General features: G+C 56.5%; 20 protein-coding genes and 1 tRNA gene. 13 read left to right on the top strand and 8 right to left on the bottom strand.

Annotated features, from left to right (window positions below; all coding sequences use genetic code 11):
- The first annotated feature begins 243 nt into the window (after nt 1-243).
- From HVA01_RS16730 to ovoA, 9 genes are all read left to right on the top strand, one after another.
- On the top strand, nt 244-1,227 hold the full coding sequence (locus tag HVA01_RS16730; RefSeq protein WP_146876548.1) for an ABC transporter ATP-binding protein: 984 nt from the start codon (nt 244-246) through the stop codon (nt 1,225-1,227).
- A complete protein-coding gene (locus HVA01_RS16725; protein ID WP_146876547.1) occupies nt 1,224-1,997 on the top strand; it encodes an ABC transporter permease in 774 nt (257 codons plus the stop codon). Before HVA01_RS16730 ends, HVA01_RS16725 begins: the two co-directional genes overlap by 4 nt.
- 43 nt (nt 1,998-2,040) lie before the next feature.
- Nucleotides 2,041-2,874 (top strand): NADPH-dependent 7-cyano-7-deazaguanine reductase QueF, encoded by an 834-nt coding sequence (queF, locus tag HVA01_RS16720; protein ID WP_146876546.1) that lies wholly within the window; start codon nt 2,041-2,043, stop codon nt 2,872-2,874.
- 61 nt (nt 2,875-2,935) lie between these two features.
- Nucleotides 2,936-3,496 (top strand): nitroreductase family protein, encoded by a 561-nt coding sequence (locus tag HVA01_RS16715; protein ID WP_146876545.1) that lies wholly within the window; start codon nt 2,936-2,938, stop codon nt 3,494-3,496.
- Between the two features lie 2 nt (nt 3,497-3,498).
- Complete coding sequence (locus HVA01_RS16710; RefSeq protein WP_146876544.1) at nt 3,499-4,008, top strand: YiiD C-terminal domain-containing protein; 510 nt, start codon at nt 3,499-3,501, stop codon at nt 4,006-4,008.
- A 106-nt stretch (nt 4,009-4,114) separates the two neighbouring features.
- Nucleotides 4,115-4,202 (top strand) — tRNA-Ser (locus tag HVA01_RS16705).
- A 523-nt stretch (nt 4,203-4,725) separates the two neighbouring features.
- Nucleotides 4,726-4,962, top strand: a complete 237-nt coding sequence (locus tag HVA01_RS16695) for a type II toxin-antitoxin system Phd/YefM family antitoxin (protein ID WP_146876543.1) — start codon at nt 4,726-4,728, stop codon at nt 4,960-4,962.
- Nucleotides 4,959-5,360, top strand: coding sequence for a type II toxin-antitoxin system VapC family toxin (locus HVA01_RS16690; RefSeq protein ID WP_146876542.1), 402 nt, complete (start codon nt 4,959-4,961; stop codon nt 5,358-5,360). Before HVA01_RS16695 ends, HVA01_RS16690 begins: the two co-directional genes overlap by 4 nt.
- Nucleotides 5,361-5,671: 311 nt before the next feature.
- The gene (ovoA, locus tag HVA01_RS16685) at nt 5,672-7,819 is read left to right on the top strand and encodes a 5-histidylcysteine sulfoxide synthase (RefSeq protein WP_146876541.1); all 2,148 of its coding nucleotides are present in this window, start codon (nt 5,672-5,674) and stop codon (nt 7,817-7,819) included.
- On the opposite strand, the gene HVA01_RS16680 is transcribed toward ovoA, so the two are convergent.
- The 3 genes from HVA01_RS16680 to HVA01_RS16670 form a co-directional block, all read right to left on the bottom strand.
- Complete coding sequence (locus HVA01_RS16680) at nt 7,794-8,903, bottom strand: ADP-ribosylglycohydrolase family protein (RefSeq protein ID WP_146876540.1); 1,110 nt, start codon at nt 8,901-8,903, stop codon at nt 7,794-7,796. The two genes, ovoA and HVA01_RS16680, sit on opposite strands and share 26 nt — an antisense overlap.
- 18 nt (nt 8,904-8,921) lie before the next feature.
- A complete protein-coding gene (locus HVA01_RS16675) occupies nt 8,922-10,988 on the bottom strand; it encodes a M1 family metallopeptidase (RefSeq protein ID WP_146876539.1) in 2,067 nt (688 codons plus the stop codon).
- 290 nt (nt 10,989-11,278) lie between these two features.
- Entirely contained in the window at nt 11,279-12,058 is a 780-nt protein-coding gene (locus tag HVA01_RS16670) for a CLCA_X family protein (RefSeq protein ID WP_146876538.1), read from the bottom strand.
- A gap of 92 nt (nt 12,059-12,150) precedes the next feature.
- Here HVA01_RS16670 and HVA01_RS16665 point away from each other — a divergent pair, with 92 nt between their 5' ends.
- Entirely contained in the window at nt 12,151-12,837 is a 687-nt protein-coding gene (locus HVA01_RS16665) for a type 1 glutamine amidotransferase domain-containing protein (protein ID WP_146876537.1), read from the top strand.
- A 122-nt stretch (nt 12,838-12,959) separates the two neighbouring features.
- On the opposite strand, the gene HVA01_RS16660 is transcribed toward HVA01_RS16665, so the two are convergent.
- Nucleotides 12,960-14,633: an alpha/beta hydrolase gene (locus HVA01_RS16660; protein ID WP_146876536.1), complete on the bottom strand. Its 1,674-nt coding sequence runs from the start codon at nt 14,631-14,633 to the stop codon at nt 12,960-12,962.
- A 185-nt stretch (nt 14,634-14,818) separates the two neighbouring features.
- Here HVA01_RS16660 and HVA01_RS17430 point away from each other — a divergent pair, with 185 nt between their 5' ends.
- Nucleotides 14,819-14,986, top strand: a complete 168-nt coding sequence (locus HVA01_RS17430; RefSeq protein WP_170243538.1) for a hypothetical protein — start codon at nt 14,819-14,821, stop codon at nt 14,984-14,986.
- 633 nt (nt 14,987-15,619) lie between these two features.
- Here HVA01_RS17430 and HVA01_RS16655 read toward each other — a convergent pair.
- Entirely contained in the window at nt 15,620-16,993 is a 1,374-nt protein-coding gene (locus HVA01_RS16655; RefSeq protein WP_146876535.1) for a M20/M25/M40 family metallo-hydrolase, read from the bottom strand.
- 230 nt (nt 16,994-17,223) lie between these two features.
- Here HVA01_RS16655 and HVA01_RS16650 point away from each other — a divergent pair, with 230 nt between their 5' ends.
- Entirely contained in the window at nt 17,224-18,450 is a 1,227-nt protein-coding gene (locus tag HVA01_RS16650; protein ID WP_146876534.1) for a YbfB/YjiJ family MFS transporter, read from the top strand.
- Between the two features lie 83 nt (nt 18,451-18,533).
- Nucleotides 18,534-19,997 (top strand): sodium-dependent transporter, encoded by a 1,464-nt coding sequence (locus HVA01_RS16645; RefSeq protein WP_146876533.1) that lies wholly within the window; start codon nt 18,534-18,536, stop codon nt 19,995-19,997.
- Between the two features lie 4 nt (nt 19,998-20,001).
- On the opposite strand, the gene HVA01_RS16640 is transcribed toward HVA01_RS16645, so the two are convergent.
- From HVA01_RS16640 to HVA01_RS16630, 3 genes are read right to left on the bottom strand one after another with little or no spacing between them, the layout of a single operon-like run.
- Nucleotides 20,002-21,111: an LBF_2804 family protein gene (locus HVA01_RS16640; protein WP_146876532.1), complete on the bottom strand. Its 1,110-nt coding sequence runs from the start codon at nt 21,109-21,111 to the stop codon at nt 20,002-20,004.
- 42 nt (nt 21,112-21,153) lie between these two features.
- Nucleotides 21,154-22,455 (bottom strand): Y-family DNA polymerase, encoded by a 1,302-nt coding sequence (locus tag HVA01_RS16635; protein ID WP_146876531.1) that lies wholly within the window; start codon nt 22,453-22,455, stop codon nt 21,154-21,156.
- Entirely contained in the window at nt 22,455-22,898 is a 444-nt protein-coding gene (locus HVA01_RS16630; protein WP_146876530.1) for a LexA family protein, read from the bottom strand. The genes HVA01_RS16635 and HVA01_RS16630 overlap by 1 nt, the downstream gene beginning before the upstream one ends.
- Between the last annotated feature and the right edge of the window lie 264 nt (nt 22,899-23,162).

Here is a 23,162-nt window from a genome sequence, read left to right as displayed (position 1 = left end):
GTAAACAGCGTTAGGGCGGTAGGTTAGGGTCGTGAGCTGGAAGGCCAGCCCCGTCGAATCTGCTTTCCCGCTCCAAGCGCTTCAATGTTTCCTTTTTCTTTCTATTTGTATGATGCATCAGCAATTTGCTGGGCGTCATAATTTGTGTGTCTGGCGTTCGGTGGGATATCTCCTGCCTTGAAAAGATTCATTTGCGCCCTAATGATCTACCTTCTCATTTTATTTTGCTGACAGGACATTTTCATGGCCGAACCGGCATTGTCGATCCGTGGCCTTACCAAAACATATGGTAACGGCTTTCAGGCACTTAAAGGTATTGATCTCGACGTCCAGCAGGGCGATTTTTTTGCCTTGCTAGGCCCCAATGGTGCGGGTAAATCCACCACCTTGGGCGTGGTCTGCTCCTTGGTACAAAAAACCGCAGGTAAGGTTTCCATTTTTGGCATTGATGTCGATAAAGATTTCGCCAAAGCCAAGTATCAGCTAGGCGTGGTGCCCCAAGAGTTCAACTTCAATCAGTTCGAGAAAGTGCTCGATATCGTACTGGCCCAGGCGGGCTACTACGGCATGACCAGTCGCGAGGCCTTGCCCCGTGCTGAGCAGCTGCTGACCGACCTTGGCCTGTGGGACAAGCGCAACGGTAGCGCGCGCATGCTCTCTGGGGGCATGAAGCGCCGCTTGATGATCGCCCGAGCGCTGATGCACCGCCCCAAGCTGTTGATCCTGGATGAGCCCACCGCCGGCGTGGATATCGAGCTGCGGCGCAGCATGTGGGAATACATGCGGCGGATTAACCAAGACGAAGGTACCACCATTATTCTCACCACCCACTATCTGGAAGAGGCCGAGAGCCTGTGCCGTAACGTGGCGATTATTAACAACGGCGATATCGTGCGTAACACCAGCGTGAGGGGACTGTTAGCTGAGCTTAATACGGAGACCTTCCTGATTGATATCTCAGAGGCCATTACAGACGTACCCAAGGTCGAAGGATTTGAGCTGCATCAGTTGGAACCCACCCAGCTTTCGCTGTTAGTGCATCGCGGCCAGCGCTTAAACGATGTTTTCCATGCGTTAAGCGAGCAGGGTGTGCAGGTGGTTTCCATGCGCAACCGGGCCAACCGCCTTGAGGAGATGTTTGTGTCGATGGTAGAAGGCAGTGGTCAAGGGGCTATTGATCAGCGCGTTGAAAGTTCGAGTGCGAAAAGCCGGGAGGCCCGCGCATGAACTTCAGCCAAACATTGGTCGCCCTATGGACCTTGGTACTCAAAGAAATCAAGCGCTTCACGCGAATTTGGCCGCAAACGCTGCTGCCGCCCTCTATTACCATGGCAATGTACTTCATTATTTTCGGTAACCTGATTGGCTCGCGGATTGGCGATATGGACGGCTTTAGCTACATGGACTTTATCGTCCCGGGGTTGATCATGATGTCCGTGATCACCAATAGCTACTCCAACGTCGCGTCGAGCTTCTTCTCGAATAAGTTTCAGCGCTCGATCGAAGAGTTGATGGTCTCACCAATGCCCAATTGGGTGATTCTGGCGGGCTTTATCTTAGGCGGCATGGCACGTGGCCTTGGCGTTGGGTTGATTGTGACCGTGGTGTCGCTATTCTTTACCCGCCTAAGCATGGAGCATCCGCTGCTCACCGTGCTGGTTGTTGTGCTTACCTCGGCGCTGTTCTCGATTGGCGGCTTTATTAACGCGCTATTGGCCAATAAATTCGACGATATTTCCATTGTGCCGACATTTATTTTGACGCCGCTGACCTATCTGGGGGGAGTGTTTTACTCTATCTCGCTGCTGCCGGACTTCTGGCAAGGCGTTTCCATGCTTAACCCGATTCTGTATATGGTCAACGTCTTCCGTTACGGCTTCCTGGGCGTGTCAGATATCCCCGTAGGTTGGGCGCTCACTGCAATTTTTGCCTTTATTATCGTGCTGTTTAGCATAGCGCTGGCGATGCTTGAGCGTGGAAAGGGAATCCGCAGCTAAACGCATGACGGTCAGATTGAGAATAATTGAGAGAGCTTACGCCATGTCACATCGCCCCGATACCCTGGAACACGCGCCGTTAGGGCGGGATGCCGTCTACCCCGAGCAATACGATGCTGGGCTGTTGTACCCCATCCCGCGTGCCGCCAATCGAGCGCCGCTGGGGATTGAAGAGGGTGCCTTGCCGTTTGTGGGAGAAGATGAGTGGCACGCCTTTGAAGTCTCCTGGCTCAATGAGCGTGGCAAGCCCATTGTGGCCGTGGCGCGCTTTCGCCTGCCCGCAGATTCGCCCCATCTGATTGAGTCTAAATCCTGGAAGCTCTATCTCAATAGCTTCAACCAAACCCGCTTTTACAGCCGCGAAGAGGTGATGCAAACGCTCGCCAACGACCTCTCTGGCGCGGCTGGTGCCGCAGTGAGCGCTGAGCTATTTGATGTGGATGCGGCAGAGCTTGCGCCACAGCGCTTGCCGGGCGACTGCTTGGACGATTTAGATATCCTGGTAAGTGATTACACACCTACTAGTGGTCATATAGCGATAGGCGAAGAGATCGTCGAAGAGACGCTCTACTCCCACCTGCTCAAATCCAACTGCCCGGTAACCGGTCAGCCGGACTGGGGTAGCGTGATGATTCGTTATAAAGGGCCCAAAATCGACCGCGAAGGGCTGCTGCGCTACCTAGTCAGTTATCGTCAGCACCAGGATTTTCACGAACACTGTGTCGAACATATCTTCACCGACCTAATGGCCCATGCAAAACCCACTCAATTGCTGGTGCTGGCGCGCTACGTGCGCCGTGGCGGGTTGGATATCAGCCCTTGGCGGGCAACGCCTGGGCTCACGCCCCCTACGCCGCTGCGCCTAGCAAGGCAGTAAGCAGCGGTGTTATAACTGACGGTATTAAAGTCGCCTCATAAGATTGGATTTGGAGTCATTAATGGACGCACTCACGCTTCTTCACGAACGCAGCTCAATGGGCAAGCTCATGGAGCCAGCGCCCAGCGCTGGGCAGCTCGGCGCCATGTATCAGGCAGCACTGCGTGCCCCCGACCACAAAGAGCTACGCCCCTGGCGTTTTATCGAGTTCAGTGGGGAAGGGCGTGAGCGCCTGGGTGAGCTATTTGCCGAAGCGGAGTTCCAGGAAGACCCCAGCGTTGGCGATGAAGCGCTCAATGCGGCGCGTAAAAAGCCACTGCGCGCACCGATGATCATCGCCGTGATTGCCAAGGTCACGCCGGAAATCGAAAAAGTGCCCAAAATGGAACAGGTGATTTCCGCGGGCTGTGCCGCCCACGGCCTATTGCTGGCCGCCCACGCGCAGGGCCTAGGCGCTATGTGGCGCAGCGGCAAGTACGCTTTTGACCCTGTGGTGCGCAAAGGGTTAAGCCTGGATGACGACGATGAAGTGGTTGCGTTTATCTACCTTGGCACCCCAGGCGGCCGCCACAAGCCGCTGCCGCAACACAACGCTGACGACTTTGTAGAGCGGTGGGACTAGCCGTGAGTGTGTCGCGTCAGCCCGGTATTGCGCATCCACGGTTGCCGTTACCGGAAGGTCAGCCAGAAGACTTAGCCGCCTTCCAGCAGTGGCTAAGTGACGCTATTCCCATGGTGAAGGCGCTAGGCATTAGTGAGGCATCGCGCCAAGGCGAGGCCCTAACGTGGCAGTTAGCCTTGGCGCCTAATCTAAACGACAAAGGCACCGGCTTTGGCGGCGCGCTTGCGGCACAAACGACGCTGCTAGGCTGGTGCTGGGTCACCTTATGGCTGCGCGAGCGAGGTATCGCGCGGGACGTGGTAGTGGCCGAGGCTAACCAGCGTTTTCTCGCCCCGGTCACGGGTGACTACCGTTTGATATGCGTGCCCGCCGAGCCACAAGGCCCGGCGCAGCTAGCCAATAAGCTCGCCGAACGCGGTAAAGGCCGTATCGTGCTAACTCAGCAACTCTATTGTGGCGAGACACTCTGCCTGGAAGCCAGTGGCAGTTACGCCGTGTTGCCGCCACGCTAACCGAATGGGTAAGCAGCCTGAAAAGGCTTGCTATTTCGAGGCTTAGCCCATAGTATGTGCGCCGTTCTGTCGCGAAAGGTTCAGCCTTTCAACAGCGCCAAAACGCGGAGGGGTGTCCGAGTGGTCGAAGGAGCACGCCTGGAAAGTGTGTAAGCCGCAAGGCTTCGAGGGTTCGAATCCCTCCCCCTCCGCCACCGAATATAGATTAAGCCGCTGATTTCAGCGGCTTTTTTGTGTCTGAAATTTGGACAGTCCATACACCAGCCCATACTTTGGTTTTGGCTTCCACTGAAACGCCTGAGATGTCGTTGGGCAGCTTTCTCCATATGCCTTATCGAGCCATTATCTTACTACCTTTTGGCCCTCATATTGCCTGATTGTGACAGTTTTGCTGAAGCAGACATCTCGATAAGCCTCTAACTGCTACTTAAGCCGCTTGTATCGACAGGCTGGAATTAAGCTGGGTAGCACCATAGCGGTCGTCGCCGCACTTTTGCTGCTAGGGTGCTGCTACAGGTGATGTTGAGACCGGGCAGGCCGTTTTTGACCATTCTGAACTTGATCATACGAAGCCGTACCTCTCCATCAATCAAGAGACCAATAGATCAGGAGACCATTCGGCGTGCATTTGAGTTAGCGATATAAGCCAATGACTATTTGCCCTAGTCATATTGCAACGCTACACTGATGACTATGACGAATGACTAGGGTGCAATAATGAACACCGAAGAAGTTTCAAAAACACAGTTCAAGGCGAAAGCCTTAGAGTTTTTCCGCCAAGTTGAAGCCTCGGGTAAGCATGTTATCGTTACCGATAACGGACGCCCGGCTATTGAGGTTAGGCGCTATAAAGCTGATGAGCGAACTCCGCTTGAGCGACTTCGCGGCAGCGTTATCGAGCTGATTGATCCCTTTGAGCCTGTTGGTGAAGATGATTGGGAGGCGCTGAGTTGATCGTATTAGATACACACGCTGTTTTGTGGTGGGTTAGCGGTGATCCTCAGCTATCGCAAAATGCTCTCGCTGCAATCGAACAAGAGCTTCGGGGGGATGGTGGAGTAATTCTGATTTCTGCTATTACCGCTTGGGAGATAGCCCTTTTATTGCAGAAGGGGCGCATCACTCTTTCCATGGGCATTGACGATTGGCTGGATACGGTCGAGGAGATAGAAGGAGTGCGTATTGTCCCCATCGACATAGCAACGGCTGTTGAGTCAACCCGATTGCCTGGGGAGTTTCACAAAGACCCAGCAGACCGAATGATTGTGGCATTGGCACGGCATTTTAATGCGATTTTGGTTACCGCCGACGAGAAAATCAACGATTACCGGCACGTTAAAACTGCCTGGTGATAACTCGTTGTACGGGCGCCCGACGTCAGCATCCAGATAACGCCAAATATTAGCGGTTGATGGTTTTGGGGGGGTTGTATAACTAACGCTAGCTTTTGTCTAGGTTTTTGGTTTTTAATGGTAAGAACTGTATAGTTTGTAGCCAATTGAATTCAAAAGCGGCACCGGAGCGTAAGGGGTGGCGAAGCTTGAAAGTATCGTGAGAAGGTGAAAATCGAACTTTTCAAGTACACGTTTTATGCTGTGGGTATTCTTGCAAAAGATCCGTAATCAAAACCATCGTCGTCTAAAGACAAAAGGTGCTCCAGGATATGACTCTCACAAATTCCCCAACCGTTCCCCAAGAACCGGTGCTCTCCGAGCTTTTTCCTCGGACGGTGTACCTGGCTGGAAACGACCCTGAAGCGACGCGTCGGGCCATCGAGGCCAATTTCACCGCCACCTTTGACCGTTACGAATCGCTTTTTACCACGCTTACGAGCGAGGAAGCTTACGTTAAAAAGTCAATTCCACTGCGGCATCCGCTGATTTTTTACCTGGGACATACCGCCACGTTTTTCGTCAACAAGCTGGTGCTGGCCAAGCTCCTGCCCGCCCGGATAGACCCCAGCATGGAGTCTACGTTTGCCATAGGGGTCGACGAAATGAGCTGGGACGACCTGAACGAGGATCACTATGAGTGGCCGTCGGTCAGTGAAATCATGGACTACCGCGCCAAGGTTCGCGCGGCAGTGCTCAACCTGATCCGTGAGCTTCCGCTGACGTTGCCGGTTAACTGGGAAAGCCCGTTTTGGCCTATCGTGATGGGTATCGAGCACGAACGGATTCACCTTGAGACATCGTCAGTGTTGATTCGTCAGCAGTCGCTCAATCTGGTGACTCCGCAAGCGGCTTGGCAGCCGATCCGCACCACTGGCGAGCCGCCGGAGAACACGCTGGTGACCGTGCCCGGTGGCGAAGTAACGCTGGGCAAATCCTTTGATGACCCTTGGTACGGCTGGGACAACGAGTATGGCCACCACCAGGCTGACGTTGAAGAGTTTAAGGCCAGCCAGTTTCTGGTCAGCAACAGCGAATTTCTCGAATTCGTCGAAGCCGGTGGCTACCTGACAGACGCCTACTGGTCGGAAGAGGGACTAGGCTGGCGCACGTTTGCCGAAGCGACCCATCCCACCTTCTGGGTGTGGAAAAACGAATGGTTCCTGCGCCTGATGACCGAAGAGGTCGAAATGCCCTGGGACTGGCCGGTCGAGGTTAATTTCCACGAAGCCAAAGCCTTCTGCAACTGGAAAAGCGAACAAACAGGCCAAACCGTGCGCATGCCCACGGAAGATGAGTGGCATCGCCTGGTCGATGAGGCCGGCGTTGCAGAGCCTGCGAGCGACAAGCCCGCCAATGCGAACCTTCACCTTGATCACGGCGCCTCTGCGTGCCCTGTGACGCGGTTCCAGCACGGCCAGTGGTTCGACGTGGTAGGCAATGTTTGGCAGTGGATAGAAACACCCACCTATCCGTTCCCGGGCTTTGATGTGCATCCGCTCTACGATGATTTCACCACCCCGACCTTCGACAACCAGCATAACCTGATCAAGGGCGGCTCCTGGATATCCTGCGGCAACGAAACCCGGCTCAGTGCCCGCTATGCGTTTCGGCGTCATTTCTTCCAGCACGCGGGTTTCCGCTATGTAGTTTCGGAGGCGGAGGTCAAGCTGCCCAGCGCCTATTACGAAAGCGATGCGCGGATGGCCGAGTACGCTGAGTTCCATTATGGCGATCAATGGTTTGGCGTTGCCAACTTCCCGAAAACGCTGGCCAACAAAGCGCTGGCCAACATGGCCGGTCGGCAGAAAAACCGTGCTCTGGATCTCGGCTGCGCTAGCGGACGCTCCAGCTTTGAGCTGGCCCGTGAGTTTGAGCATGTCGATGGGGTAGATTTCTCAGCTAACTTTATTCGCCAGGGAGTTGAAATGGCGGAGCAAAAAGCGCTGCGTTATACCCGCACGGAAGAGGGTGAGCTGGTTAGCTACCAGGAACGCACGCTGGCAAGTATGGGTCTGGAAGAAGCGGCCGAGCGTGTCAGCTTCCATCAGGGCGATGCGTGTAATCTCAAGCCACAGTTCAGCGGTTATGACCTGGTACTGGCAGCCAACCTGATCGACCGGCTGTATAAGCCTGCCCAGTTTCTGCAAGCCATCCATGAGCGCATAAACGCCGGCGGTATCCTGATGATTGCTTCGCCCTACACCTGGCTGGAGGAATATACGCCTAAGGAAGAGTGGATTGGGGGATTCAAGAGAGACGGTGAAAACGTCAGCACGCTGGATGGCCTGAAGGAGCTACTGGAGCCCAACTTCCGAATGATCAGCGACCCCGAAAAAGTCCCCTTTGTGATCCGCGAGACCATGCATAAATACCAGCATAGCCTCTCGGAAGTCACGCTGTGGGAGCGTCGCTCCTAACCAGCTGTTCAATTGCCCGGTTAATCGACTTGTGTTCGGTTAACTGGGCAAACAGATTCCCGGCGGCCTCGCCGTGGATCAGGCCGAGTAATACGCCTAATACGGCACCTCTGTGCACACTATCGCCGCCGATTTCTGCGTTAATCTGTAATGCTCGCAATGGATCCTGCTGGTGTTTGCAGGCAAGGTAGAGCACCGCAGGCCATGAATCGGAGATATAGCAGGCGGTGGAAAGCACTCTCCCCACTACCTCCCGCTCGGGTTTGCTACTGTTCACCAATTTCGTCAGATCACGCCGTGGTAGCCCTCGCGCTGCCTGTAGCAAAAGTTCCTGCACACTCTCTGCGTTACGCTCGCTATCGCGAAACAGCAAGCCGTCGATCAGCGCAACGTAGGCGTCGCAAACATCGGCTAGAAAGCTATCCGGGTGGGTTAACGCCAGGTGGTCGCGGCAAAGCTTTTGAGTCTCTGCCAACGAACGCCCCCGCAAGCGTTCGCCAATCGCCAAGGGGGCGATTGTCACCAGACCGCCAACCGAGGGGGTATCGTGGGTAACGGCGCCACACTGCTCGGCAGGCAGCCCCGCTTCCAGATTGGCGAAAAAACCGCGATGGTACGACTCGGCATAGGTATCCGGATGGGCAGGCGTGTCTGATGTCATCAACTTGATGTAGGCCTGAAGGAAGTTGTCCTGATCGTAATGGCCGCCCGACTCACCCATCGTTTCCATCAGCGTCAACGCGCAATACGCGTTTAGCGTGTTATCCCCTGGGCGCATGCCCTGGTGGTAGTGCACGTTAGGGCGATCCCAGAACGACTGTTTTCCTTTAAGAATCACGCCGCCGACAATATCCCGCGGCGCTTGGTTACCTGCCCCTTTGCGGCCACCGCCGCTGGTGGAGTGTAGTGACATAATCGATGAGGGATGAAACTCAGGCGGGGCTTCGAAGGTTTTTATGCCGTCTGGAAACGCCTTGTCGATATCGTGTACGTTGTAAAACCAGTGCACGGGCATCGCCAGCGCATCACCAATAAAAAGATTGCTGAGCGCGGCAGTTGCCCTGGATGTCACGTCGTCGGTCATGGTGGTGTTCCTTTAGCGTTATGGCGTACTTGGTTGTGAAACAGGTGGTTGTGACGTAGATGGCTGTGACGAGAAATCGTTAGCGGTGAAGCTCACCCTGAGCGGTTTCTTCTTCATTGGCCAAACACCGACCCGCACCGTTTGCCCGCCGCCATCTTGCACCACGTAGCTTTGCTGGCCATGGTGGCGAAGTGTGGCGGCCAGCTGGGCCAGGGCATCGGTATCGTTGCCACTGAGTAAGCCGATTGGCTGGCCTGGAAGCATCCAGAAGCGAGCCGCTTCCGCTGTCTCTAGCGGCTCCGGCGGCGCAGGCAGGTGGTTAGCCTGGCGCCATTCGAGCAGGGTGTCGGTGGTGCCGATGACCAATAGCGGTGGGCCTTCATCACGCAGCGCATCAAAGGGCGTGATTGCCTCGGCTTCGCGCCCTAGCACCCGCTGCGCCAGGGCGCGGTGGGCTTCGTCCAAAGCCAGCACCCGAGTAGTCGGGTCCAGCGTTAGCTGGCGCAGGATGGGTGGCGTCGAGCCGGGGTGACGTAGCAGGTCGGCAGCCGGGTCCACCTCAAGCGCTCGCGGGCGAGCGGTCATGGACAGCTCGAAGGGCTGGCGTAAGCCGTCCATCGGCTGGCGGTGGTTAATTTGTCCGGCGTCGGTGTCTACCACAAGCGGCACGTTAAGCGGCCAGGGGGCATGCTGGCCGCGCTGAACCAGTATGCCGCTGAGCCGGTAGCCGCTTTCTTGGCGTTTTACTTGTACCGATTCCAGGTGTAGCGAAGGACGACCGGGGCGAGTGAGCCAGGGTGTGAAAAAGGCATCCTGTGTCTCGCCGGTGGCCTGACTGAAGGCGTCGATCAGGACCTGCCAATCGGCGTTGTGATGCATCCATTCGTTGGCAATGCTGCGCAGGCCGAGATCGAAGGCTGCGTCGCCAATGCGTTGGCGCAGCATGTGAAAGAGCATCGCCCCGTGCTGATAGCCGATAAGACGGCCAGCGGGGTCGGCGTCTCCACGAAAGGCAACCAAGGCGGATTCTTGACTGGCAGGGAGGGCGGCCAGGTCGGCAAGCCAACGTCGCCGCATCGCCTCGGCCTCGCCCTGTTGTTCAGCCAGATCGTGGTCCGCCAAGTAGGTGGTGAGGGCTTCGGCCCAGTTGCCGCTGGGGTAGTCAACGCCCACACCCGCGCCCCACCAAGCATGCATGAGTTCGTGGGGCAGCGAGGTGTGGGGAATGAACGGCAACGGGATAACGCGCTCGCCCAGCAGGGTAAAACCCGGAAAAGCGAGGCCTACCGGCGCGGGCGAGGCAGCGATAGAAAAACTCGTATACGGCAACGGCCCCAGGCGTGCTTGAAAGCGAGCCAGCTGCTCGGCGGCGCGTTGCAAATAGGTCTCGGCAAACGCCTTATCCAGCTTTTCGGGGAATAGGGTGCGCAGCTGTACGCCTTCAACCGTGCGCTCGCGAAGTTGCCAAGGGCCGGCGGCAATCGCCACCTCACGGGTGCGAGGGTGGTAGAAGCGTGCTAGGTAACGATTGCCCTTATCATATTGCTCTTCAATCAGCGAGCCGCTGCCCACCGCCAGCTGGCCGTCGGGAACTTCAACGCTCAGCGAAAGGGGGCCCGCCGTGTCGCCCAGCTGCGGGTACCATCCGCTACGGGTCGGCAGAAACGTGCCTGCCACGTCGATACGATGGCGCTGGCCAGTGTCGGGAAGCGTTCCCCGCCAGTGAAGCGTCACCGGCAGGTCGCTGCCCGCCGCATCATCGCCCGCCGCCAGATGCCAGCGGCCCTCGGCATCCTGTGTGATGGCTAGCGCCTCATCGCCGCGCTGGGCGGAGGTCACCGTTAAGCCTTTCAGTAAGTGAAAGCTTGCATCTGCAGACAGATGCTGACGCAGTTCGCCCTGGATAGCGCGCGTGGTCGGGTCGAGTTGGATGATTAGGGTGCGTGAAGAAGAATCTGTCGATTCGCCCCAGGCGAACCCCGCCGTTAACAGGCCTAAAAGTAATAGCCCTAAAAGGCCACACAGCCTGCAGCCGTGGCAAAGCTCCAGCGGCAGCAGGCGATAGGCGTAGCGGTATCGTGACATCGGTGGCTCTTGATAAAAAGGTGTTCGTTCAGATTACCCAGAGCCTGCGTTGATGAAAAGCGACACGCCGAACAAGCCGCAACGGATGGCGGCTCGCGCTGCTTAAAAAGGCAGCACGCCGTTGAAACCAATACCCAGCACGGCAACGACAACAACAACGATAACGACAATAGTGGTAGTAGATGGCATTGTCTCTTCCTTTGAGTAGTGGGCGTTGCTAAAGCGTAGTCGCCATTAACCAGTTTCGCATACATGCGATAGGCAGCGAGGGGATTTTCAGGAATATATACCTAAACCTCTCGCCCCAATGCCCTACCTAGCCTGCCAAAATAGTCGCCGAAGGCGCAATTGATGCGTTCTCGCTGTTCGCCCTGTGGATAAAGCCCCCGTTCTGCTTCCAGTGAGGTTTTGGTGCCTTTGACCAAAAAGTGGTTGGTGAGAGGGGCGTCTTGTACAAAGGCTTCGAAGGCGCGGGCGCAGAGTTCTTCGGGTTTGCTGTAATAGAGCTGGCCGAGTTGTTTATCCATCTGCGCAGAGTTCTTAAACAACACGCTTGGCTGATCGCCCGTTGGCTGCAACAGAATGGCCTTAAAACAGCGCATCAGGGAATCGTTCAGCGGGTGGGGGATAGATTGCGCATTGGCGAGCCAAGCGGAAGAGGCGAACATGCCGCTGGGCGTACCGCGGAAACATTTCGTGGCGATATAGTGGTCAAAGGCATGAAACCACTCGTGGGCAATGCTACCGGGGCCAGCATTTTTGGCCAGCGAAAAGCTGCGTTGGCTGGGGGCGTAGTGGGCGGAAACACCAGGACGCCCGCCGCTGCCATACTGCAACGCTAGCGACCCGCGTAGCGAAATCAGCGCCTCAGGCCCTTGTAGAATCAACATTAAATCGCACAGCGCATCGTGGAACAGCTCGGCTGCCCGGTCGCGCTCGGCGCTGGTAACCCAGCGGCCAATCTCAATCGAGCGAAAATCAAACTGGCGTCGAATCAAGGCAAAGCTACTGACTTGCCCCTGGCGATGGTCAGGCCCGCTGCGGTAAAACGCCCGCGCTTCAATGCTCACTTATCGTTTCTCCTTGTATTCCACCACTTAGGCCCCCACTAAGTCACAGTAACGCATTTTATAGCTGCATATTTCATCGTTAGGAGAGAGTCATGAGCAAGCGCATTTTGGTCGTACTGACGTCGCACGATCAGTTAGGCGATACGGGTAAAAAAACCGGTTTTTGGCTTGAAGAGCTAGCCGCCCCTTATTACGTCTTTAAAGACGCGGGTGCCACGGTAACGCTAGCATCGCCGCAGGGAGGGCAGCCGCCGCTGGATCCCTCAAGCGACGCAGACGACAGCCAAACCGACGAAACGCGGCGCTTCAAGCAGGACGACAGTGCCAATGCTGAGCTGGCGGCGACTCATCGCCTAGGCGATATGAGCGCCGACGACTTCGATGCGGTGTTTTACCCAGGTGGCCATGGCCCGCTTTGGGATCTTGTCGACGACCCCGACTCCATTCGCCTGATCGAAACCTTTATCGCCCAAGGTAAGCCGGTCGCCACGGTCTGCCACGCGCCGATTGTGCTGGTGAATGCTAAGAATAGCGCCGGTGAACCGCTGGTAAAAGGCCGTGAAGTAACGGGCTTTACCAACGGCGAAGAAGAGGCCGTTGGCTTGACCAATATCGTGCCGCATCTGGTTGAAGACGCCCTGCAAAAGTGTGGCGGTATCTATACTAAAGCGGATGACTTCACCCCCTACGTCCGTGAAGATGGTCAGCTAATCACTGGGCAGAACCCACCTTCCTCGGCGCTTACCGCTGAAACACTGATGGCGTGGCTAGCAAAATAACCGCATAGCCAACCCCTTCTCTGTCTAAGCCCTAGCGAAATAGGCCCTAATGAAATAGCCCCTAGTGACAACGGCGGGCACAGCCCGCCGTTGGTGTGTTAGCGAGGGGCTGTTGGGGAAGGCTATTTTGCTTGGTGTTCCTCACGCGCTTGAATGAAATGTGCCCGCAGCCTTGCGAGTTCGGTCTCGTTCCATCCTTCTGGCTCTACTAGCGCTGCCCAGGCGTCTATGTAGTCCTCGGCGGCTATTTCGTGGCCAAAGCCGGGCGGGGCCGTGCCCGTTGCAAGGTCGGCCAGCAGTTGTAGCATGGTGACCACGGGGTACCAGCGTAGGTCCGGGGAAACATCCGGGCCACGTGGCTCGCGCATCCAGTCGGGTTCACGCCAAAAGGCAGCAGGTTCAAAAAAGGTAATTGGGTCGCTGGCGTACTGCAGAAAGGCAATTCGGAAGTCGCCCCATTGGGTTTCAGGCGCGCTCAGCTCTTGGTATTGATTCATAAAGCGCACAACGGCGCCGTCGCGGAACGTGGGTAGCCAAGCGGGTGATCCCTTGTCGCGGTCCTGGGTAACGGCACGCCATGTTTCACTGCGAAAGGGTGGGCCGCTCCAAAGCGCGCCATGAAATGGGTCTTCGATGATATCGTAAAAATCAAAAGAGAGATCTGAGTTTAGCGCGCCCAGGCTAAGCCCGAACAGGTAGAGCCGTGGGCGCTCATCGCTTGGCAACGATGTCCAATAATCGTAGACGGTGGTGAACAAAGCGCGGGCGTTTTCGACGCCGTATTCCCCCTCAGCAATCAGCGACAGGTGGCTAGGTAAGTAAGAGTACTGGGCTGCGATGGTGGCAATATCGCCACGCTGCAGATACTCGACTGTATCCTGGGCGGCGGGGGGAACCCAGCCACGCCCGGTAGGTGTTGCTAATACGAGCACCGAACGCTCAAAGCCGCCCACTCGAATTAACTCTTCCAAGGCAAGCTGGGCGCGTTCCTGGGGTGTTTCGGCGGCGCTTAAGCCGACATAGACGCGCACCGGGTCAGGCGCTTTCTCACCGGTGAACTGGCCGATTTCCTCACCACTGGGCCCTCGAGTAACAAAGCGGCGCCCTCGGCTGCCCAAGGCTTCCCAGCTAATCATCGATTCTGCGCTGCCAGGTTTCAGCGGGTCGTTGGGGGGTGAAATATCGTCTTGTATCAGCTCGTCGACCTGTTGGTAAGAGCGGTCAGCCGCCTGAAGTGCAAGCGAAAAAATGACGCCCTCCAGCACCGACCAAAAAAGCGCAATGGCCGCGATAGTGCCGAGTACATAGGCGACCCGACGGGGCAAGAAATGCGCCATCTTGCGCGAAAGGAGCCGAAAGGTGCGTTTAAACAGGTAAGCAATAAACAGCATGAAAACAAAGAGGACCAGCGCGATAAGCGCGATGGAAAAGGGGCGTGTTTCATTGGCTGGCGCCATTGCCATTAACGTGCGAATGCTATTTTGCCACTCAGCGGCTTGCCATAAAAATAGCCCCGCGATGATGGCGCAGGCGACCGCCGCTACCCTTTTGATCTGTCGCTCAATACGCGCGTTGGGCTCAGGGATATGCAGGTACGCCCACATCCAATGAAATGCCACACCCAGGGCGTAGCCAGCAGTAAAGCTAAGCCCTGAAACAACCCCCTGCGCGACAAGCGGACGAGGTAGCAGGCTGGGCGTCAGCGAAAAGGCAAATAGCAGCGTACCCAGCACCAGCCCTACGCCAGATAAACGGCTAAATAAATAGGTAAGCTGTTGTCTTTCTTTGCTAATCATCCTTGACCTTATGCGAGGCCCCTGGCAATCAATACGGGGCCGTTAGAAAGTGATGCGCGACATGATCGTTACAGTTTGCCACTCACTGGGAAAATCTTCTACGCTACGGCCGTTGGCCGTAATACCTTCGGCTAAAAACGGGTGCTAAAGCGTTGAGCCAATGGGCTTGTTGGAGGCGAGAATTGGTGGCCAAAAGCCAGCAAAGCCCACAAGAAAACCCGGTCAAGGAGTGGCCGGGTTTTTGTTGGCTGAATGACTCAATGACACGCTTATTAAATACGCATGATGTTTTAATGAACATCAGTTATGTATTTATAAAAGCTGGCTTTTTAGTGACTCAAGCACGCTTTTAGTTCAACAAGCGTAATGATAGTAGAGCGAGCTTAGTTCACTCATCGGGATTTCCATCGCTGTCTGACAGTTAAGGCAGCGCAGAGTGGTACTGTCTTTACCCGTGCCTTCTAACCGAAAGCGATTAAAAAACGGCGTTTTGGGTGACTCTGCATTGCCACAATGACGACAAACGACATCCAACCCTTTGACTCTATGGCTAATTGTTATACTGCGCACGCTGACCTCCTTTTGCAAAGGTTGATGATGGTACAGGCGTGGTAACATCCATGTGGAACACCATCGTTGCCGATGATGTAAAAAGTATAAGCAACGTTGGCCAGCCTCGCCAGGCTAAAAACGTTTATTTCCAGCGTGCGTTAATTCGGTGCGGAAGCGGTGCTGTTAGTCGATCCATTTAGATATTTAAAAAATTTTCGGTTTTTTAACGTAGGTTAGATAAACACGGCTCAATAAGGTCCAAAGTAGCTATACACCACACGGAAGTGGCAACAGGGAAGAAAAAGCGAGGAAAGCTTAAAGCAATCATGGAAGCACAAACAGGAGGTTTGTGAAGAAAACACGGAAGGTTAGATAAAGCCCCGGCCAGGGAATGGCTGGGGCTTCTTTTTTAGTGCTTATATTAAATGCGTGTTTTATTTTTTAGCTTTTTTCTTGGTTTTTTTGCTTTGCTGATCTGCCTTGCTTGGGCTGGTGTCTTTATTCCCTTCTTCACTACCTTCTTCACTACCTTTTTCACTACCTTTTTCACTACCGCCTTCGTTGTCATCGCTTTCCGGCTTTTCGCTACCCTGGTGAGTAAGCGGGTTGGCTTGGTCTAAACGCGGGTGGTTATCCAGGAATTCACGCTGCAGATCCGGTATAGCATCCAAGGCTTGCAGGGTATGGGTGAGGGCGTGAATCGCCGCCAGCACGTCCTGGGTATGGCCCGTTTCCGAAATGGTGTGCATATTACGGATCGGGAAACCAATCGAGGTAGCGGCACTGTCGATAGACGCCAACACCCCCGCCATGCCGTCGGTACCCGTATCCACACCAACAATATCGCGCTGCATCGGAATGTCCTGCGCTTTAGCAGCGGTGGCGATAATCCGGTTGAGCTGTTCGCTGGCAATCGAGCCCACCGCCATGGTGAAGCCTTTGCCCATCTCTAACGGCTGCATGCGCTTGTCGCCGATGCCGGGCGCGGCAACATAGTCGTGGTTCACATCGACGCCAATGAGGGCATCAGGTTTCATTTCGCCCGCCATCACGCGGCTGCCGAAACGGCCAATCTCTTCGTAGCTGGCAATCGCAAACAGTACGCGCACGTTTTTCGTGCCGCCTGCTTCGGCGATCAAGCGCGCCACTTCAGCGGCGACAAAGCAACCCAGGCCGTTATCCAGATAAGCGCCGTAGAAGGTATTGGGGCTAAAGCCGGGGCGAATAGGGCGGTCGAAAATAATTGAATCGCCAGGGCGTACACCCAGGTTCAACACCTGCTGCTTTTTGTTCTCGCCGTGGATCTGTAGATCCAGGTAAATCTGTTCTTTCTTAATGCCTTTGCTGCCATCGCGTTGGGCAGGGTCAGAAAAGTGAATAGCGCCCAGTGCTTCTACCGTGCCGCCTTCAATACAGCGGTAGCTGCCAGGGGCATCCGGGTCTTCGCTGAATAGCTTCACTTCGTGCCCGATCAGCACGGTGGGCAGGAACGAATCGGTATTGATCCAGATCTTGCCGTCTTCACCAATCGAACGCACCTGCATACGGATTTTATCCGCATGGCCGATGATCATGACTTTGAACATATCGTCACGGTCGGGGTGGGTGTCCAGCACCACGCCTGCGTTGCCCTTGAATTGGTGCAGGTGCCACCCTTTAGGTGCGAAAGATTCAAAATGCGGCTTAAGCACGCCATAGGTCATCGCGGCTTCCAGCCCCACAGGGCTGGGAGCTGCCAGAATATCGCGCATTAGCTTGAACTGCGCATCGGGCATTGGTTGCGTCCAGGGTTTTGCACTATCGCTCATCGTTGTCGCTCACTCATTAAGGTGGATGTTTATCACCCCTAGTCTGCCAGATTCCTGCGCAGTGTGTAGAGAAAGCCTCACCGAAACAGCTAAAGAATCGCTTACTGAGTTTCCTCGACCTAGGTCGTCATGACCCACTGCCCAAAACGCCTTACTATGACGATAAATACGCACGCTAATTAATATAACGATAGCTAAGCCGTCTCTTAAGAGCCGTTAAGGAGTATTCCATGACCACCGCTAGCCTTCGTTCGCAGCGCTTCAAGGTGCTGCTGGCGGGCGTATTCAGTCAATTGCTGTGTATCGGAGTGGCGCGCTTTGCCTATACGCCGCTACTGCCCGTCATGCAGCAGCAGAGCTGGATAGGCGACGCCGATGGCGGCTGGCTGGCAGCGCTGAACTATGCCGGTTATATGCTGGGCGCACTGCTGGCGGCGACCGTGCGCAGCATTCATGTTAAAGATACTCTGTATCGGCTGTGTCTGGTGCTGGCGGTGCTCACCACAGCCGGTATGGCATTGACCGAGCATTTTTGGCTGTGGGCAGGGCTGCGCTTTTTGGCAGGGTTTTCAAGCAGCGGCGCGATGCTGCTGGCCTCGGGGCTGATCATGCATTGGCTGATTCAGCACCGCCAGCGCGTTGAGCTGGGCATTCATTTCGCCGGGTTGGGCCTGGGCATTGTGCTCGCCGCCGTGGCGGTGGAGTTGATGCTGGCGTTGTCGCTGGACTGGCAGGCGCAGTGGTGGGGGTTCAGCGTCCTGGCGGTGGGGCTGTTGGTGCCTGCCTGGCGCTGGCTGCCGCGGCCGTCGCCTGCCGTGCCCGGTGCCTCTGGAGGCGAATCCGTTGCCACCAAACCGCCCACCCGTACCTTTATGCGCTGGATGCTCGCGGCCTATTTTTGCGCTGGCTATGGCTACGTGATCAGCGCCACCTTTATCGTCACGATTGTCGAGCGGGAGCCGCTGTTGGCCGGTGCTGGTAACTGGACCTTTGCGTTGGTGGGGCTAGCAGCGGCCCCGGCGGTGATGCTCTGGGATCTGGTCGCACGTCGGATCGGCTACCTAGGCGCCTTGATACTGGCTATGGGGATTCAGGTCATCGGCATCGTCCTGCCGACGGTAACCACAAGCCTTGCTGCGGTGTTATTCAGCGCGGTGCTCTATGGCGGCACCTTTCTTGGCTGCGTCAGCTTAGTGCTGACCATGGCGGGGCGATTATATCCCGCCAGCCCGGCACGAATGATGGGGAAAATGACCTTGGCCTACGGCAGCGCACAGATTATTGCCCCCGCGCTCACCGGCATGCTCGCAGAAGCGACCGGCCACTATAGCGTCGGGCTCTGGCTGGCCGGTGGTTTTGTGGCTCTGGGGGCGCTGTTGCTCACCTGGCTGCGGCGTGTCGACCAAACCGCTCAGCGCCTGGATGCCGACGCCAAAGCGGCGGTTTACGCCACGTAATTGACGCATACGCGGCACGATTTTTTAGGCATTCGTGGCAAAATCCTCTAGGATATGCGCTTTTTCCAACAGGGTAGCGAGTCATGGCGTCTTCTGAGCAACCTCGTACCCAGTGGCTAGGCCGCTGGGGCTTTATGCTGGCCGCCACCGGCTCGGCGGTTGGGTTAGGCAATATCTGGAAATTCCCCTATATCACCGGTGAGTTTGGCGGCGGTGCCTTCGTACTGGTCTATCTGGCCTGCATTTTTGCGGTAGGGGTGCCGGTTATGATGACCGAAATCGCCTTTGGGCGGCGCGGCCAGGGCAGCCCGGTGGACGCCATTCGCCGTGTGGTCAACGCGTCTGGCCGTTCATCGGCGTGGTCGCTGATCGGTTGGATGGCGATGCTCTGCGGCTTTATGATTCTGTCGTTTTACGTGGTCGTGGCAGGCTGGTCGTTTTCCTATCTGTGGAAAATGCTGGCGGGCGGCCTTTCCGGCAGCAGTGTTGACGACATGGCCGCGGTGTTCGGGGCCAACAACGCCAACCCGCTCAATCTCGGTTTTTGGAGTACTTTAGTCACGCTATTGACCATGCTGATTGTCGGTAAAGGCGTGCAGGAAGGTATCGAGAAAAGCGTAAGCTGGATGATGCCGGGGCTGGTCATCATGCTAGTGATCCTGATTGGCTTTGGCATGTTCTCTGGCGGCTTTGGCGCGGCGGTCAGCTTTCTGTTTTCGTTTAACGCAGGCAGCCTCTCCAGCGAGGGTTTACTGGCAGCGCTTGGGCATGCTTTCTTCACCTTGTCGCTCGCTTCCGGGGCGATTCTAACCTACGGCAGCTATTTACCTAAAGGCGCCTCGATTGGCCGCACCACAGTGAGTGTCGCCGTGGCGGATACGGTGGTAGCGCTGATGGCGGGGTTGGCGATCTTCCCGGTGATCTTTGCCAACGGCATGAACCCCGGTGAAGGCCCTGGGCTTATTTTCATGAGCCTGCCGTTGGCTTTCCAGGCGATGCCGCTGGGCACGCTGTTTGGCATTCTGTTCTTCCTAATGCTTTCCATGGCGGCATTAACCTCATCGATCTCCATGGTCGAAGCCACGATTTCCTGGCTGTGCGATAACAAAGGCATCTCGCGTCCGGCCGCTTCCTGGGGCACCGGCATTGTGCTGTGGCTTATCAGCACCCTGGCGATGCTGTCGTTTAACCTGGGCGCGGAGTGGACCCTGGGCGGTAAGAACTTCTTTGACTGGCTGGACTATTTAACCTCGCGCTGGATGATGCCGCTGGGTGGGCTGGGCACCGTGGTGCTGGCGGGGTTTGTATTAAAAAGCGACACCTTCCGCGAAGAGCTGGGGCTAGCGCCGCTGCCCTACGCGCTGTGGCTGACCATGGTGCGCTACGTTAGCCCGCTCGGCATTGTGGTGATTTTTGTCGATGCCCTGGGTGTCTATCAGGTCTCGTTTGCCGGCCACTGGCCATGGCTGCTGGCGATTCTGGTCGCCATGGCGGCGCTGGGTGAAACCCTAAGCCCGCGGCTGCGCCAGGCGTTGAGAACAACGTAATCCACTAAGGCGCCTGCCCCGATAACAACCGCCGCCGCTGGGCTTTTACCTCATCATGGCGCAGCGGCGTTTGGCAGGTCGCAAACACCTCCTTTAAAAACCGCTTGCGCGAGCCCCGATAGCTGCCGCTAAGAAGCGCCGCCTGGGTGAGGGCGCTAAGCAGTGTGTTACGTGACTCACCCGGAAGTTGCGCATAGCCCTGTAGGGCCGTGGGCCAATCAACCTCAATCGACTGGGGTTTTTCAGGCAGGCTATCCAGCAGGCGAGCCAATAGCAGCACCAGATTCGGGTGGGGGTGCTGGTTGCGCATAATCAGTTCGCCCACCCCCTGCGCCACTAAATGGCGGGTGTGCGCGGTAGTGTTCTCCAGCGTTTGCATCAATTGCTTAACCAGCGCTGGTCCGCGCGCCTGTAAATAGGCTTGTTGGATAATGCGTGAGGCAATCCAGGCGTTCCACACGGCGTATAGCGGCCCGGTTAATACGGGTAGCAAGCCGCGCAGCGTTAGGCGACCCAATAGCCGCCGCAGCAATAAACGCAATATGAAACTGCTTAAACTGATTTTCAAGCGGTAGAGCAGCGCTCGAAGGGTTAGCTTCCAGCCACGCAGATAGGCATGGGGATCAACGCCATAGATAAGGCTGCCGGGGCTGGGGTACTCCAAGGCTACCCGGGAAATGCCGTGAACGGTGAGCTGAATCTCGGGTGTTAGCGGCGCCGCGGGTTCGTAACGCAGACCCGCCAGACGGGTGATGTTGGCCACGCCGCGCAGCGCGTTCCAGTATAAAAAGCCGATTTCCAGCGCGGTAACAAAGCCTGCGAAGGCTAGGTAGCCCGCCCAGTAGGGGAGCTGCTCCCTAAGGTTCATGTTTTCCCAGTCACTGGCGGCAACGGCGCGCATCCACCATTCGGCGCCGCCAATCAGCGTGCCGGAAAGCAGGCCAGCGACGGCCGCCCAGGCGATAACCCAGCGCCGTGCGTGCTTTAACGCGTGCGGGTCAGGTGACTCAAGCGCCGGGTGGCGTCGAAAGTAGCCCTGTATATAGCGGTTAGCCCAGCGTTGCGCTAGGCCCGGCGCTGGGGCGTACTCTTTATCGGGACGGGTGAGCAACATAAAACCAGCACTTCCTGCGCATTTGAGGCCTCAGGGTAACGGTTACGTCCGCGAAGTACACTCATCAATAGCGCCGGGGTGAGTGCCCACTTTCATCAGCTCATCCCAGCGCGTGGTAAAACGGTTGGAGCGGTGAGCGCAGCGCAGTTGCCAGGCGGCCGGTGCGTTTGTCATGCCGAAGCTGATGGTGCCTTGCCCCATGCGCTGGTTGATCTGGTCCACCGTTGCCATTAAAAACGGGTGGCGGTCGCGGGAGGGGGAATGCAGCAGCGAAAGTTGGTGCTGCTCGGCATCCACTAAATCAAGCAGCATCACACCAGCTTTCATAAACTGATAGCGGGGCCGGTGAATCTGCTCAAGCCCCTGGCGAACGGCCTCCAGTATCACGCGGGTGTCGTCGCAGGGTGAGGGCAGGGCGACCAGCGTTTGGGGAAAATATTGCAGTTGATCGCGGCGATGGCGGTTCGTGTTTAAAAACACCATTACCGCACGGGCCAGGCTTTGCTGTTCGCGCAGCTTTTCGGCGCTACGCTGGGCATGGCGGCGCAGCGCGTTGTGCACTTGACTAAAAACGCCGGTGGGTTGGCCGAAGGAGCGCGAGGTCAAAATGCGCTGGCGCGGCTGATCCAGTGCGTTCATTTCCAAGCAGGGCGTACCGCGTAGCTCAAGGGCGGTGCGCGCCACCACCACGGAGAAACGCTTGCGCAGCTGCTTAATATCGCTTTCGCGCAGCGCCCAGGCGGTGGTAATACCGCTGACCGCTAAGCGCTCGGCCAGACGACGACCAATCCCCCACACGCTGGCAACCGCGGTTTGTTTAAGCAGTGCCGCGGTGGTGTGATCCTTGCCACTGAGCAGGCACACCCCCTGGTAGTGAGCGTCGTGCTTGGCAAGATGGTTGGCCAGTTTGGCGAGCGTGTGGGTAGGGGCCAGCCCAACACACACCGGCAAACCCAAATGGCGGCGAATACGCTGGCGCAGCTGACGCCCCAGCGCCTCACACTGTTGGGTGGTTAACCCTTCCAAGTAGACGAACATTTCATCGATTGAGTAGGGCGCAACCGCCGGGCAGGCATCGCGGAGCAGCTGCGTCAGCCGCGATGACATATCGCCGTAAAGTTCGTAGTTGGATGACAGCAACACTATCTTGCCGCTTCTGCGTAACCCCTCAAGCTTGAACGCCGGCGCCCCCATAGGGATATCGAGCGCTTTCAGTTCGGCGGAGCGGGCGATCACGCAGCCATCATTGTTTGACATCACGCCCACCGGCCTGCCTTCAAGCTTAGGCTGAAAAACCCGCTCGCAGCTGACGTAGAAGTTATTGGCATCGACGAGCCCGATCATCAGCGTAAATACTCATGCACAACGGCGCGCACCACGCCCCATAGCTGGCAATCGCTGCCTTCAAGGGGCAGCGGTGGGTAGTGCGGGTGGGCAGAGCACAGGTGCGGCGCGTTCTGGTGCAACGCATAGCGTTTAATCAACGCTTCACCTTCAAACATCGCCACCAAAATATGCCCTAAGCGCGGCTTAACCCCCCGGTCGACAATCAGTAAGTCGCCGTCAAAAATCCCCCAGCCCTCCATACTGTCGCCCGTCGCGGTGACATAAAACGTCTCGGTGGGGTTTTTGATCAACCGTGTATTGAGGTCTAGCGTGCGCGGCTCGTAATCCTGCGCAGGCGAAGGAAAACCGCTAAACCCCGCGCGACCCAAAAAGGTTAAATAAGGCAGCGGCTGAGCGCTTAACGGCAAGGCTGGCACGAACTGAGATGACTGGCCCGGCATCGTCGGCATCCTGACTGATTAAATTATGTATGGATATACAGTATTTAATTTTTGAGGAGAAAATGCAAATTGGCAGGGCTGTGTTAGCTAAAATCTCAACTAGTCGCGAGCTAAAGCTGCTTCCTACAAATGGCTATCAGCACCAGTGCAGTGATTAGGCTCAGGACTATTGTAGGAGGGCGCTTCAGCGCGCGAAGGGCGCCGAAGGCACCCCTTAGTCTCGTCATGCTGGTAGCTCAAACAATCGCGAGCTGAAGCTCCCTT

The organism is Halovibrio variabilis (assembly GCF_007991175.1).
Lineage (GTDB): Bacteria > Pseudomonadota > Gammaproteobacteria > Pseudomonadales > Halomonadaceae > Vreelandella > Vreelandella variabilis.
The sequence above is the reverse complement of the archived record's forward strand: the minus strand, read 5'-3'. Positions and strand labels throughout refer to the sequence as shown.